The sequence below is a fragment of the Streptomyces sp. CB02058 genome, from assembly GCF_001905505.1.
Classification (GTDB): domain Bacteria; phylum Actinomycetota; class Actinomycetes; order Streptomycetales; family Streptomycetaceae; genus Streptomyces.
This window is the reverse complement of sequence record NZ_LIPG01000007.1, coordinates 40,616-54,169: the sequence shown is the minus strand read 5'-3', so window position 1 is coordinate 54,169 and position 13,554 is coordinate 40,616. Positions and strand designations below refer to the sequence as shown.

The 13,554-nt window shown below is 68.9% G+C and carries 11 protein-coding genes and 4 pseudogenes; 7 read left to right on the top strand and 8 right to left on the bottom strand.

What is annotated here, in order from left to right:
• Positions 1 to 356: 356 nt before the first annotated feature.
• Both AMK10_RS31075 and AMK10_RS31070 read right to left on the bottom strand, forming a co-directional pair.
• Positions 357 to 1,250 (bottom strand): DUF1963 domain-containing protein, encoded by an 894-nt coding sequence (locus tag AMK10_RS31075; RefSeq protein ID WP_073752121.1) that lies wholly within the window; start codon positions 1,248 to 1,250, stop codon positions 357 to 359.
• Between the two features lie 193 nt (positions 1,251 to 1,443).
• On the bottom strand, positions 1,444 to 2,472 hold the full coding sequence (locus AMK10_RS31070; RefSeq protein ID WP_073752120.1) for a helix-turn-helix transcriptional regulator: 1,029 nt from the start codon (positions 2,470 to 2,472) through the stop codon (positions 1,444 to 1,446).
• A gap of 56 nt (positions 2,473 to 2,528) precedes the next feature.
• Between AMK10_RS31070 and AMK10_RS31065 the strand changes: the two genes are divergently transcribed.
• The 3 genes from AMK10_RS31065 (at position 2,529) to AMK10_RS31055 (ending at position 5,094) form a co-directional block, all read left to right on the top strand.
• Positions 2,529 to 2,996 carry a hypothetical protein gene (locus tag AMK10_RS31065; RefSeq protein WP_073752119.1) on the top strand — a complete coding sequence of 156 codons (468 nt, stop codon included), beginning with the start codon at positions 2,529 to 2,531 and terminating at the stop codon, positions 2,994 to 2,996.
• On the top strand, positions 2,993 to 3,544 hold the full coding sequence (locus AMK10_RS31060; protein ID WP_073752118.1) for an NIPSNAP family protein: 552 nt from the start codon (positions 2,993 to 2,995) through the stop codon (positions 3,542 to 3,544). The genes AMK10_RS31065 and AMK10_RS31060 overlap by 4 nt, the downstream gene beginning before the upstream one ends.
• A gap of 596 nt (positions 3,545 to 4,140) precedes the next feature.
• Positions 4,141 to 5,094: a MerR family transcriptional regulator gene (locus tag AMK10_RS31055; RefSeq protein ID WP_073752117.1), complete on the top strand. Its 954-nt coding sequence runs from the start codon at positions 4,141 to 4,143 to the stop codon at positions 5,092 to 5,094.
• Between the two features lie 39 nt (positions 5,095 to 5,133).
• On the opposite strand, the pseudogene AMK10_RS31050 reads toward AMK10_RS31055, so the two are convergent.
• Positions 5,134 to 6,038, bottom strand: a pseudogene (locus tag AMK10_RS31050) (IS256 family transposase); the annotation flags it as partial.
• A gap of 597 nt (positions 6,039 to 6,635) precedes the next feature.
• On the opposite strand from AMK10_RS31050, the pseudogene AMK10_RS38785 reads away from it, so the two are divergent.
• Positions 6,636 to 6,767 (top strand): annotated as a pseudogene (locus tag AMK10_RS38785) (transposase); the annotation flags it as partial.
• A 63-nt stretch (positions 6,768 to 6,830) separates the two neighbouring features.
• Here AMK10_RS38785 and AMK10_RS38315 read toward each other — a convergent pair.
• The 3 genes and pseudogenes from AMK10_RS38315 to AMK10_RS31040 all read right to left on the bottom strand — a co-directional run.
• Positions 6,831 to 7,028 (bottom strand): annotated as a pseudogene (locus AMK10_RS38315) (hypothetical protein); the annotation flags it as partial.
• A 34-nt stretch (positions 7,029 to 7,062) separates the two neighbouring features.
• A complete protein-coding gene (locus AMK10_RS37830; protein WP_198959830.1) occupies positions 7,063 to 7,236 on the bottom strand; it encodes a hypothetical protein in 174 nt (57 codons plus the stop codon).
• Positions 7,237 to 7,250: 14 nt separating this feature from the next.
• Positions 7,251 to 8,708 carry a hypothetical protein gene (locus AMK10_RS31040; RefSeq protein ID WP_241839732.1) on the bottom strand — a complete coding sequence of 486 codons (1,458 nt, stop codon included), beginning with the start codon at positions 8,706 to 8,708 and terminating at the stop codon, positions 7,251 to 7,253.
• A 28-nt stretch (positions 8,709 to 8,736) separates the two neighbouring features.
• Between AMK10_RS31040 and AMK10_RS38310 the strand changes: the two are divergent.
• The 3 genes and pseudogenes from AMK10_RS38310 to AMK10_RS31025 all read left to right on the top strand — a co-directional run.
• A pseudogene (locus tag AMK10_RS38310) lies at positions 8,737 to 8,884 on the top strand (helix-turn-helix domain-containing protein); the annotation flags it as partial.
• Between the two features lie 277 nt (positions 8,885 to 9,161).
• The gene (locus tag AMK10_RS31030) at positions 9,162 to 10,238 is read left to right on the top strand and encodes a polyprenyl synthetase family protein (RefSeq protein ID WP_073752115.1); all 1,077 of its coding nucleotides are present in this window, start codon (positions 9,162 to 9,164) and stop codon (positions 10,236 to 10,238) included.
• A gap of 101 nt (positions 10,239 to 10,339) precedes the next feature.
• Entirely contained in the window at positions 10,340 to 11,428 is a 1,089-nt protein-coding gene (locus AMK10_RS31025) for a polyprenyl synthetase family protein (RefSeq protein ID WP_073752114.1), read from the top strand.
• Between the two features lie 28 nt (positions 11,429 to 11,456).
• Here AMK10_RS31025 and AMK10_RS31020 read toward each other — a convergent pair whose 3' ends face one another.
• Both AMK10_RS31020 and AMK10_RS31015 read right to left on the bottom strand, forming a co-directional pair.
• Positions 11,457 to 12,791 carry a wax ester/triacylglycerol synthase domain-containing protein gene (locus tag AMK10_RS31020; RefSeq protein ID WP_158070912.1) on the bottom strand — a complete coding sequence of 445 codons (1,335 nt, stop codon included), beginning with the start codon at positions 12,789 to 12,791 and terminating at the stop codon, positions 11,457 to 11,459.
• Between the two features lie 5 nt (positions 12,792 to 12,796).
• Complete coding sequence (locus tag AMK10_RS31015) at positions 12,797 to 13,477, bottom strand: hypothetical protein (protein ID WP_241839731.1); 681 nt, start codon at positions 13,475 to 13,477, stop codon at positions 12,797 to 12,799.
• Positions 13,478 to 13,554: the final 77 nt, after the last annotated feature.

Here is a 13,554-nt window from a genome sequence, read left to right as displayed (position 1 = left end):
GACCAGTCACACCACATTCGTGACCTGCGGTGTTCAAGTTGGCGGAGGCCAGGTGACTTGCGCGGGGCGGTGCTACCCCAACGGCTGGCTGCACGCGGATCGGCGATGGCGGGCATGCTGTCGATCGCCTCGTCTGCACGACCGTGCCTGATGAGGAGCGCGGCCGCCTCCCGTACGTCCGCGTCGGCGTCGGCCCGAAGCAGGCCGAGAGCCTCTTCGATGCGTCCCGGCTGCTCCAGGACCCATGCGTGAACGCACCACTCCATCCGAGCCGGTGTCGTTGGAAACTTGCCTGCGTCAGCCCCGCTCCGACCGCCGTCGGGGGCCTTGCGCGCGTAGGGATGGGACGGACGCGGTCACGGGGCCTCGAAACCGGTGACGGACAGCACCCTGTCCACTCGCGCGGCGGCCAGGTCGTCGTGGCGGATCACGAAACTGGTGCGGTACTCCTCATAGGACCGCGCTTCACCGGCGAGCGCGATCCATTCGCTCGTCAACCGGTGCCTCTCCTCCTCCAGGCGGGAGGACCACTTCGCGATCGGGATGGCCGGGATCTCGCCTGCCTTTTCACGTCCCGCGAGGGTCTGTTCCGCGATGCCGGCGATCACCTCGTGATCCGCGTACCCGCCGATGACGATGCCGCTGCCGGACGGCCAGAGGTCGTGGGCAAGCGCCCGGAGTTCGTCCAGGTGCGGCAGGTCATGCTCCATGTACCGGACCAACTGCTGCTGGAAGGACGACATGTCCTCCCACTCAAGGTCTTCCCAGAACTCGTGCCAGGCCTCGTCCTCGTCGCGCTCCTGGAGCCACAGGGGCAGCTCGGCTCCGATTTCGGCGCCGACCGCGACAGGTTCGCGGACACACCGGGAGCTGGGGGCTTCCACGACCGCGGTGTCGGTGCCTTCGGGTACGTATACGACGCGGGCGTATTTCCCGGAGCTGTCCTGGTGATCCCTCTCCTGGTCCACGAAGAAGAGCAGCGTCCCGTCCCCCGGCAGATCGAAGCCGTCGACGCGCGGCAGCGCCCCGCAGTCGACAGAAAGGAGCAACGGCAGCGGAATGTCCCCGGCGGACGGCCACTTCATGCCCACCGGAAGCCGGGGCAGCCCGCCGAGCTGCCCGACCACACGGCCGCCGCCACCCGCGGACAACCCGATCGACAGACGAAGGTGCCGGTCGAAGCGGCTGATCTCGTCGTCCGGAATGCCCAGCTCAAGGGCTGCTCGGCGAAATTCTCCCTCGTGATCCATGCCAAGAAGATAGGCCCCTTCGCCGACCGGCGTGGGTCGACCCCCTGTATCCCGTGACGCCTCCTTGCCCCAGCGCCGCCTCGGCCGTCGCCGCCCACCGGAACACCATCCGGAGCCGGCGTGCGGTGTCGCCGGTGGGGCTCCTCGTGACGGGCAGAAGCCTCGCTGAGCGTGGCAGCAGGGACGAGCGGATTCACGCGTGCTTACGTGACTCCGGGGCGCTCGAAGCAGGGCGCTGCCTCGACGCCTCCGTGCTCTCCCCGTCCGTGCCGTCCGCCGTCGCCCGCTGGGATCGCCCTTCGTACCGGGCGGCCAGGGCACGTACTGTCTCGGCGATACGGTCGCAGAGCTCGGCCGGGGCCAGGACCTCGATGTCGGTGCCGAGCCGCAGGAACGCTCCGTGGGCGTGGTCGACGGACTCGATGGGCACCCTGGCCTCTGTCCAGCCGTCGCCGGAGGACGGGACGCCGAGGCGCCGGGCGCCCTCCGGGGTGAGTCGCACCAGAGCCTCGTCCGTGTGGAGCCGGGCCCGGTAGCCGGTCAGGTAACTGTTCCAGTGCCGGGTCAGGTCGAAGTCGTCCGGGACGGTGAACTCGTCGGCCAGCGACTCCAGCCCCAGGATCTGGTCGACGCGGTACGTGCGGATCCCGGACTCGCCGGCGGCGACCAGGTACCAGCGGCCCGCCTTGAGCACGAGCCCGTACGGTTCCACCCGCCGTTCGATCTCCTCCGGCGCGCGCCAGCGCCGGTACCGCAGCACCACAGCCCGCCGGTCCCACACCGCGGAGGCGACGGCGGCCAGATATGGCGTGCGGTCGGCGTCGTTGTACCAGCCCGGGGCGTCGAGCAGGAAGCGTTCCCGGATCCGCCCGGCGTGGTCGCGGACCTCCGCCGGGAGCGCGGCCCGCAGTTTGAGCAGGGCGGTGGCGAGCGCCTCGCCGAGGCCGAGCTCTGCGGCGGCGCCGGGGAGTGCGGCGAGGAACGCGGCCTGCGCCTCGTCCGCGGTCAGACCGGTGAGCCGGGTCCGGTAGCCGTCCACCAGGCGGTAGCCGCCCGCGTGTCCGGCGTCCCCGTAGAGCGGGATTCCGGCGGATCCCAGTGCCTCGACATCCCGGTAGACGGTCCGTACGGAGACCTCCAGCTCCTGTGCGAGCTGCTGGGCCGTCATGCGGCCCCGGTTCTGGAGCAGCAGAAGCAGGGTGACCAGACGGCTCGCGCGCATGGCGGCCAGTATCCACTGACAGAGGATGTCAGTGGAGCGGTTCTAGCCTGCGGCGCATGGACGACTTCGACTTCCTGCACGGCGCCTGGGACGTGGCCAACCGCCGTCTCACCACACCGCTCGGGCCGGGTCCCGGAACCTGGGAGGAGTTCCCCGGGCACGCGACGGTCCGGCCGCTCATCGGGGGTGCCGGCAACATCGACGAGATCACCTTCCCCACCCTTGCCCGCCATGGCGTGACCCTGCGGCTGTTCGACCGCGAGACCGAGCGATGGGCCATCCACTGGTCCGACAGCCGGACTGGACGGCTGGATCCGCCGGTGACCGGCGGGTTCACGGGTGACCGGGGAGACTTCCACGGTGAGGACATTTACGATGGCCGGCCGATCCGCGTGCACTTCACCTGGTACCGCCTCGGCCCGGACACGGCCCGCTGGGAGCAGGAATTCTCCGCCGACGACGGCGGCTCCTGGGAACTCAACTGGATCATGGACCTCACGCGTACGGGAGACCACGCCGGATGAGCATCGTCGAACTCCGCCAGTACACCCTGCGTCCCGGGGCCCGGGATACCTTGATCGCGCTCTTCGAGAGGGAGTTCGTGACCGGACAGCAGGCCGCCGGCATCACCGTCGGGGGCCGTTTCCGTGATCTGGACGACCCGGACCGCTTCGTCTGGCTGCGCGCCTTCCCCGGCATGGCGCAGCGCCGCCGCGCGCTGGAGACCTTCTACTCCGGCCCCGTCTGGGCGGCGCATCGCGACGCGGCCAACGCCACCATGCTCGACAGCGACGACGTCCTGCTGCTGCGCGGCCCGGGCTTCCTGCCGCCACCTGGATCCGGTGACGTGCTCGCGTCCGTGTGCCACCCCGCCGACCCGGTGGCCTTCGACGCGTACGCGGAACGGCACCTGGGGACGGCCCATGCCCTGCACCGCACCGAGCACGCCGAGAACGATTTCCCCCGCCTGCCCGTCCGTACGGGGGAGGACGTCCGGGTCTGGTTCGGACCGGCAGCCGAGCAGCCCCCGTGGCCGGTCCGGCTGCTGCGGCTGGGGCCCGTGGAGCCGTGACGGGCTTGTGGGCCCTCGGGTTCAGCCCGGCCTAGTGTGGGGCAACACAGCCGACTTCGTAGTCGACAACAAAGTCTTCATCGCGACAGTCGTCACAGAGGTCGTGGTGACTGGAGCCTGCTACGCCGCAGCGGGAGGTGGGCGGCGGGAGCGACAGGAGGCGCCAGTCTCGCGCCGGGCAGTCGCCGAGCACCGGCTCGGGCCGCCGTGGACGCTGTGCCCCTCGACCACGGACCCCGCCACCGCAGGTGAGTGGCTATACGAGTGGACCGACGTCCCCGGCATCGAAGGCGTGGTGTCAAGAGCCTGACCGGCCGCTACCGGCCAGGTGTGCGCGGCTGGACCAAGGTCCGCCGCAGGAACACCACCGAAGCACTCATCGGCGTCATCACCGGATCCCTGCACCGCCCCCAGGTCCTGCTTCTGGGCCGCTACGACACCACCGGCCGCCTGCGCCTTGTAGGCGAGACTGCCCCGCTGAAACCCGGCCCGGCCCGGGTTGTCAGGACCTGTGGATGGGCGACTCCAGGGGGTGGAAACATCAGCAGGGAGACTGGGCTTGAGTCTCCCGTAGGGGGAGGCATGAAGGTGCAGGCATGGACGGCGACACGCTCTTCACGATCGGGGCCCTGGCCCGGAGGACCGGGCTGACGGTCAAGGCCATTCGGTTCTACTCCGACACGGGAATCGTGCCGCCGACGGACCGCAGCCCGGCTGGCTACCGTCTCTACGACATCGGCGCACTGGCGCGTCTGGATCTGGTACGCACCCTGCGTGACCTGGGGCTCGACCTTGCTGTCATCCGGCAGGTGCTGGAGCGGGAGGTTTCGGTGCCCGAGGTCGCGGCCGCGCACGCCGATGTCCTGGAGGTGCAGATCCGTACTCTGCGACTGCGGCGCGCGGTGCTGCGAGCGGTGGCCAAGAACGGCTCCACTCCCGAGGAAATGGACCTCATGCACAAGCTTGCCAAGCTCTCCGACGACGAACGCCGACGCCTCATCACCGACTTCATCGACGACACCTTTGGCGGGTTCGACGCCAACGCCGACTTCGTCGACATGATGCGCTCGGCCATGCCCGAACTGCCGGACGACCCCGAACCACATCAGGTCGACGCCTGGGTGGAACTCGCCGAACTCACCCAGGACCCCGACTTCCGCGCCGCCATCCGCCGCATGGCGCAGTACCAGGCAGCCGAGCGGGCCCAAGGCGACGTCACCGGCTTGCACCACGACCTCACCGAGACCGTCCGCGACAGCGTCGGCCGCGCACTCGATGCAGGCATCGCTCCGGCCTCGGCCGAGGCCGCACCCATCATCGATGCCCTCACCGCCCGTTACGCGCAAACCTTCAGCCGCGCCGACGACGCCGACTTGCGCCACTGGCTGCTGACACGCCTGGACATTGCCGGCGACCCCCGCGCGGAACGCTACTGGCACCTGCTGGCCGTCATCAACGGATGGCCCGTTCCGCCTAGCCTGGCGCCGGTGTTCACGTGGTTCACAGAAGCCCTGCGCGCTCACACCTCGCAGCAGTCCTGCGCGCAGTAGTTCCACGTCTGACGGTCGCTCCGATCCTCGCGGCTTCGATCACGCCGCGAGGGTCTCGGAGCGTTCGACAAGGTGACCGCCCTCGAAGCGGGCTTCGGCGCGGACAAGGGCGACGAGACGGGGAGCGTTCACCGCCCGTCGGCGGGCCTGTGCGGACTCGATGAGCTTGAAGACCATGGCCAGGGCGGCGGCCCGCGCTGCCGGCGCCTCGCGTGACCTCTGTTCGCAGACGTACGGTGGCGAAGGTCGGGGGACTTCGGCAGCGCATTCGCGACATTGACAACCTTGTGAACCCAGCACCTCTGGTGGCGGGCCTCGGGGAAGACTTCGGCCAGGGCCTTCCAAGAGCCGAGTGCACCGTCGCCGACAGCGGGGACGGGAGCGCGCATGCCCCGGCGGGCGCAGTCACGCAGCAGGTCGGCCCAGGAGTCGGCGGATTCGCGGTAGCCGTCGTTCATGGCGATCAGCACTTTGGCGCCGTCCGTGCGCATGCCCATCAGCACCAGCACGCACGACTTCGTCTCGCGCAGTCGTATGTGCAGGTGGATGCCGTCGGCCCAGACGTAGAGGTAGTCGCTGGTGGGCAGGTCTCACTCGCCGAACGCGGCGTGATCTTGCTGCCACTGCTGGGTGAGACGGGTGATTGTCGCCGGTGAGAGGCCGTCGCTCGAGCCGAGGAACTGCTCCAGGGCGGGCACGAAGTCGCCGGAGGACAGCCGTGCAGATTGAGCAGGGGCAGCATCTCGCTGATCTTCGGGGACTTGCGGCGCCAGGGCGGCAGGATCGCCGAGGAGAGCCGCTTGCGCTCGCCGTTGGCCTTGTCGACGCGCTTGTCGTTGACCCGCGGGGCCTTCACCTCGATCGTCCCGGCCGCGGTGGTGACCTTCCTGAGCTGGGTGGTAGCCGTTGCGGACCACCAGACGGCGCCCATGCTCATCGACTTGGCCGAGGTTGACCATTGATCGGCCCGGTCCACGACCTCGAGCACCGTCTGCTCTGGTCACGGCGGCATCAAGATCGCTCCCTCGACTGCAACTGCCGACGACAAGCGGCTTCCCAGCAATGAAGATCACGCTCTTTGGTCGGAAGTGCTCAGGGGGCCTAATGGGGGCAGTGGGGATCCGCGCTTATCACGCTGTGATAGCTCGCGCGAGCGTCTGGGGCGGCTGAGGCTGCGAGGAGGAACTGCAAAATCTGTGAATCGGCTGGATGCCCTTGCCTGGTCAACCAAGCAAACGGCTCGCGGTATCGGGCGTACTCGCATATCCTCCGGGCCCCACACTCTCGCAAGAATCCATCTGACTGGTACGGATTGGCTGCGCCCGTGTAGAGCCGTGTGTGGGTGCCCAGTTCTCCGGCAGGCTTTGCAGCCCGGCCAGCAGAGCGAGAGGGGTGAGCTTGCGTGGCTGAGTATCTAGGCGTGCTCTCGAGTCTTGCTGCCGGGGGAGTGGACTACCCAGTCGCAAGCTGACGTCCCGTTAGGCATCCGAGCAACCGTTGGCTCTAGGTTCTGCCCGGCGGCGGATCTTGTGACTGCCGGATTGTCGGCTGGTTGTGTCTCGCACGGGGCGGGTGATCTGACGGGTGCCGAGTGGGTCCGGCTGGAGACGCACTTGCCAGCGCCGGGGCTGCGTGGGGGACGGTGGAACGATCACCGCAGAGGGATCAACGGGCATCCTGGCCTTGAAGAAGGACGTCCGCAGGTCGCCAGAGAGCCTCGACATCGTGGACGTCAGTTAGAGAGCGCTCCTGCTTGTCGCGTGGGCTGGCCAGGAGTGGGCGAAGCCGGCGAGCGTGTGGCAGTCGTGCTCCCGGAGGCCGATCCGCAGGTTTACGTGGTGGAGGAGCCCGCGTCCATGGTGGTGGGCGGTCACGTAGGCCTGATCCAGCTCACTCTGCTCGTCGTCCACCCATGTGAAAGGACGGCCGCCTGCGCGGCGCGGGGCCAGGCGGAGCCTTGGTCGTTCGTCAGTGACCGTCTTCGCCGGGGCTGCACGGCGTGCAGGCGGACGAGTTGGCTGCCCACAGCAGCCGGTCGACGTCCCAGCCGGCCGCAACGTGGATGTCGGCCGTGCGGGCGACGGAGCCGTCGCCTTTCATTTTCACCTCGGGCACGTGATGCAGGTACGTACCGCCCGTCAACAGGGGGCACATCCTCACAGCCGGGCTTGGTCGAGCACCTGGTGCATCGTCACGACGAGAAGCGTCCGATTCGCGGCTGCCCCGGAGACGACGGCTGGCTCGTCGGCCTCGAGGAGAGCGATCAACCGATCGGTTGGAATTGACGGGTTGGTCGCTGCTCGACGTCGCACGTAGTCGGCGCCGTCGGCCAGCAATGCCTCGATCGTGTCGATCGGAAGCCCAGGATGTGCTGCGGCAACGACCCGGTCATACGGGTCGTCGGAGCGGGCCAGGGCGGTGGCGGCATCGGCGGGGAAGTTCTTGTGGGCGAGCATGTCCCAGCGGCTGTAGCTCTTCCAGTCGGCAGCAATGTGTGCCAGCAGCCAGCTGGGTGCGTTCGGCTGGCGTTCGCACACGAACAGCCGCACGGCGAAGCTCTCGTCGGCGGCGAGGATCCCGACGGCCTCGTCAGACAGATCGGTGCGCATGGCCAGCGTCTTGCGGAAGACTTGGTGGCGGCTTCGCGCGAAGGCGAGCTGATCGGGTTCGGACAGCTCTTCGGCCAGCAGCCAATCGACGGCGTTGCCGCTGCTGCGGTCGTCGTACTCGACCGATACCGATTCACGCAGCACCGGGTCGAGGCCGCGGCGTGCGACGACTGCCGCGCGGACCTGGTTGTCGGGATCGTGTGCCAGAGCAGCGACATGCTCGGGGTCCAGTGTCGGATTGGCCGCAGCTGCGGCGCGCAGCTGCGGGCCCGTCAGGAAGCGGTCGGTCAGGTCGGCGTCCAGGTCGGCGGTTGCGGCGATCTGTCGTAGGAGCCCCGCGCTGTTCGCCGGGTCTGTGGAGGAGTCGATGTCGGCGAGCAGGCCACGGGCGGCCTCGGTGGGGAGCGGACCGTCAAGACGGAGCAAGAGCAGCTCTCGGCCGAAGGCTCCCGTGACCCGTGAAAGGAGTTCGCTGATCCGGGCGGTCGGCGCAGGCCTCCACTCGGCGGCGGCGATGGCGGCCGTTCGCGCATCGTCGTCGTCGAGCATCCTGGCCCGAATGTCGTCGGGCAGGTGGCGGTTGAATGCCAGGGCACGGCGAACCTTCGGCTGCGGGTCTCGGGCCAGTATTTCGTAGACGTCGTGTGACAACGGCCCCGGGAAGTGAGGTGCGTGCACGCCGACGGTGGTGAAGTACTCGGCACCTTCCGCCAGCCGGCCACGCACCTGCGCGTCGACGTCTCGGGCGAGGACGATCTGGACCTCGTCCGGGAGATTCGGATTCGCAGCCAGCTCCGACCGCAGGTTCGCATCCTTGTCGTCGGCAAGGATCACTGCGGCTTGCGCGGGCAGGTCACGGCGCCGTGCGAGCTCGGTTCGATCGATGTTTGCCGCCGCGAGGCGAACAAGAGCCTCTGGTGGTGCGGAGGGGTTGCCTGCCAGGCCACGTAGCAACATGGCCAGGTTCCGCTGCATGATGACAGGACGTTCGAAGGGTGCGGGCACCAACCTATGGTGCCAGGAAGCTTGTCGGTTGATCCTGGCCTCGGCCGGCGGCAACCGTGTCCCGGTCATCGCCGAGTTGGCGCGGGCGGACGAAGACACCGTGCGGTACGTGATCCGTTGGTTCAACAATCGGGCTGGGTTGCCTGGACCCTCGCTGGGCGGCAGGCCTGGACCGAAATTGATGGACGTGTGTAAGTTCTCGTCGCCGAGCTCGTTCCCGAGGACGGTGGGTGCTCGTACAGGCGATCTGGCTCATGGCCGCTGCTTCAGTCAGGGCGTGTTCTGGAGCTGACTTGGTCGTTGATGAGGCATGAAGATCAAGTGGCTGATCCTGTTGGAGGGACCAACGGGGTCGGAAGAGAGTCGGCTCCGATCGGCCCGCCGCGACCGTCGATTCCAGTTGCCCCATAGTCACGGCCGTTCGCCCGTGCGTCTTGTGGGGAGGTCCAGCCGGTGACTTCGGGTGTGCTTGACGTTCGAGAAATCGATCTGAGTGCTGTGCGGGAGCAGGTCGATGCGGTGCTGGAGGAGTTCCTGGAGGACAAGGCGCGTGCGGCTTCCGACAGGAGTCATCCCCCAGACGTCGCGGACACCCTGCGGAAGTTCCTTGCTGCGGGCGGGAAACGCATCCGGGCCCTGCTGTGCGTGGTGGGCTGGCATGCCGCAGGCGGGAGCGAGGAGGACAGGGCTGCAGTCCTGAGAGTGGCGGCATCGCTGGAGCTGTTCGTGGCGTTCGCGCTCATCCACGACGACATCATGGACGATTCGGCCACCCGTCGCGGTCGTCCTGCCGTGCACCGCGCCCTGCGTACGCGCCTCGGTCCGTCCTCGCGGGCGGAGCGGCTCGGTGCCGGCGGTGCCCTCCTAGTCGGAAATCTTGCCCTGATCTGGGCACAGGAGCTGCTGCACACCGCCGGCTTGCCTCTCCAGCGGCGCCGGCTGGTGCACGCCCTGTACGACGCAATGCTGGAGGAGGTGATGTACGGCCAGTACTTGGACGTGATGGGCGCCGGCCCCGATGACGACGTCGACGCGGCGCTGCGGATCGTCCGCTACAAGACCGCCACCGCAACGGTCGAGCGCCCGCTGCAGCTGGGAGCCGCCGTCGCCGGCGCCGACGACACCACCCTGGACCTATGCACTGCGCTGGGATTGCCCCTGGGGGAGGCGTTCCAGATCAGGGACGATCTGCTGGACGTCTTCGGCAGCACGGACGGTGCTTGCGCGCCCGGTCTGGGGGACCTGCGGGAGGGCAAGCACACCGTTCTCCTGGCTCTGGGCCTGCGCGCGGCCACTCCGGCGCAGCGGCGTCACTTGCGCCGGCTGGTCGGCCGGGCCGATCTCGATGAACAGGGGGCGGCCGAAGTGCGTGCCATCCTGGAGGAGACCGGCACGCGGCGGCGCACCGAGCACATGATCACATCCCGGTTCGAGCAGGTCCTGCGGGTGCTGGATGCGGCAGCGCTGCCGTCGGCTGCGTCCCGGGCGCTGCGCGGACTGGCCGTCACCGCCACCCAGTACACCTCCTGACCTCCATGACAGTGTCCGGCACACCCTGCCGGACAGAGCACTATCCGGTTCCGGGTGCCGCGGTCTCGCGTGTGCCCGGCATCAGGGACGGAAGTCTCCCCATGACCGACACCGCACTCCCCACCGAACAGGTCGCAGAGCGTTTCGCCGCCGGCGCAGTCCGATTCAACGCACGGTTCGAGCAGTACTTCTGCACCCTGGCGGACACCTTCGACGCGCCGTCATCCAGCCGGTTCGTACCCGAGTGCCTCGACCTCTTGCGGGACCTGTCGATGCGGGGCGGCAAGCGGCTGCGGGTGGCATTGCTCTACGAGGCGGCCCGCCTGGTGACACCCGATCCGGTGCGCGGCCTGGAGGAGGCCGCATTGAGCGTCGAGCTGCTGCAGACGCACGCCCTGGTCCACGACGACATCATCGACGACGGCCCCGTCCGCCGGGGTGGGCCGTCCACCCACTACGCCTACCGCGAGAAGTTCCCCCAGCACCCACAGAGTGCCCTCGGACTCGCCATCCTCGCCGGTGACCTCGCGCTGGCTCTGTCCCTGCGGGTCCTCCTCGACTCCCCGGCATCGCTCGCGGTGCGCCACGCGATGGTCGGGGTGCAGAGCGCAGCGGCCTCCTCCATGATCGTGGGCCAGATCACCGACATCGAGCGGGACTTCACTGATCTCCCGTCCGCGGAATTGCTGCACGCCGTCTCCGATTACAAGAGCGCCCGCTACTCGATTCTCGCCCCCCTGCAACTGGGTCTGCTTGCCGCGGGTGAGGACCCGGCCCGCTTCGATGCGGAACTGCGTCGCTACGCGCGGCTCGTCGGGATCTACGAGCAGATGCGGGACGACTACCTCGACCTGTTCAGCAACACGCAGACCATGGGCAAGTCCACCGGCAGTGACCTGCGCAGCGGCAAGCGCAGCTACACCGTTGCTGCTCTGTTGGCGGTCGTGAGCGGCACCGAGCAGGCGGTGGTGGAAGCCGCGCTCGGCGACTCCTCCTGCACGCCGGAGACGGTGGCCGCTGTCCGGGAGATCGCCATCAGCCACGGGGTCGAGCAGAAGCTTCTGGCGGACATGCGTCGTTGTGCGGAACTGGCTTCGGCCGAAGCTGCTGGCTGGCGCACGCGCTGGCGTGAGGAGGCCGTCACCCTCTTCGAACACCTGCCGCTGTGGAGCATCGAACGGGCTCTGTGATCAATCCTCGGGCCGCCCCGGGACGAGATCACTCCACAGGCCGCCCCGGGGCGGTTGCCGTTCCTGCTGCAGTAGCGGCTCCGGAGTTGGTCGTTGGCCGGCCACTGGTTGTCGACAGGTCTTCCAGGGCCTGCCGCCACAGTCCGGGCAGGGTGTCGGCTTCGGGGAGGGCTTCATCGGTGCGGAAGCACAGACTCGCCTCACCCGCGTAGATCAGCATGACGACCGCCAGGGGCGCCCCGGGCGGGCAACACATGACGGGATCGACCCGGTTCACCGCCGCCTCGCCGTAGCAGAGGCGCTTGCGCATCACCAGGAAGGAAGCGACGAGGGTGAGCCGGCCCGGGGCGGTGCTCGCGGCCACGAGACGCCTGAGAAGCCCGGCAGGCAGGCGGGTTAGGACCGCACGGAGTACGGCTCGGTGTCCGGGTAGCTTGAGAGCAGCGGTGACCGCGCTGGTGTCGGTGAGCCGCTGGGCGAGGGGCGGGAGACAGCCCGGAAGATCGACCCGCGCCAGGAAGAGGCGATTGCCAGGGACCGCGCACTCGTCGGCCGTGCGAAGGCTGACGGGAACCATGACTGGAATGGGGGCCCGGGCGGCACGCGGCCAGGCGGTGCTCGCCCACCCGGCGATTGCGTGGCCCAGGGCGGTGAGGTAGACGTCGTTGATGCCGACGCCGCCGGCACGGGCCGCGGCCTTGAGCAACGCCACGGGCACCCGGGCCCACGTGGTGCGACGGCGGCTGGAAAGCGGCTGCACGGGCGAGGTCCACACGTGGTGCTTGCGGGCATGCCGCAGCAGGATGGCAGCGCTGCGCCGTACCTGCCGCAGCCGAGGCCGCGGCTCGGCGGAAGGCGTCCGCGGTGCCGGCGCGGGCCCGACAGCCGCATCCGGACCGAAGAGGGCCTCCAGGACCGCGACGATGGTGCCGCCGTCCTGGACGGCGTGATGGGTCAGGTACAGCAGCGCACATCCGTCGGGGACGTGTCCGTGCAGCAGGACCAGGCGCCAGGCCGGGACGCCCTCGGGCCAAGGGACGCGCATCAGATGCTGCACCGCAGCTTCGAGAGATTCCGGCCCCCTGCCCACGTGACGTGCGGCGACGTGCTGCGCTGGGTCAGTAACGGCAGGTACCCACCGAGCCTGCCGACCGTCACCGTGCAGGACGTGCGTCAGGCACGGAAGGCTAGGCAGACGCACGGCCACGTATTCCTGGAGGCCAAGCAGCTCGGGAACGGCGCCCGACAGATGCAGCACCGCACCGATGGTCAAGGCGGCGTCCGGGTGGTCGGCGCGCTGCTCCAGGTCGCGCAGGAAGAGATCGGCGGCGTTGGGAGGGAGGAACGTTCGCATCTGTGTCATCTCCGTCATCGAAGGAGAGCGAAGGCCACGCCGCTGACGACCGCGCCCACGCAGGCTCCGACGGCCACCTGCGCGACGGTGTGGCACCGCAACCGCACCCGTGACCAGCCGATCAACGCCACCAGCGGGGCGGACAGTGCCCACCACGGCCCGTAGAGCGAGGCGAGAACCGCCAGGGCACCGGCCGCGACCGCGGAATGCACCGACACCTTCCACAAGAAGGTGATCACCATCAGTACCAGCAACACGGCCAGCATCGCCGCCACCAGTGCACGGACGGCAGGTGTGGCTTCCAGCCCGTACAGCAGCCCTGTACCGGTGATGACCGAGACCAGGACGACGGGACCGGCTACCAAACGCTCCCGCCGCTGCCGTACGTGCCGGTCGCTCCAGTAGCTGCGGCGTTCACCCAGGCGAAGGGCCACCGAGGGCAGCGCGCTGGTGAACAGGGCCGCGAACAGGCCCCACCCGACTCCCGTGGCGCCGTCGGCGTGCCATCCGAGCAGCGGCGCCAGGGCCAGCATCCAGTTCCTCGGGTCGAAGCCGTCACTGATGAGCCACGCACACCTCGCGTCGCTGCGGGCCGCAATACCGGGGCAGTGGACACGAGACACCGGGCCCGCTTCCCTTTCGGTCACCACCGCGGTCTGCTGCCCGGTCATCACCGCGGTCTGCTGCTCGGACACTCATGCCCCCTGCCTCGCGACACCTGTCGAGCGGATACGCCCACCGGCACAACGACACCGAACGGCCCTGGGCACGG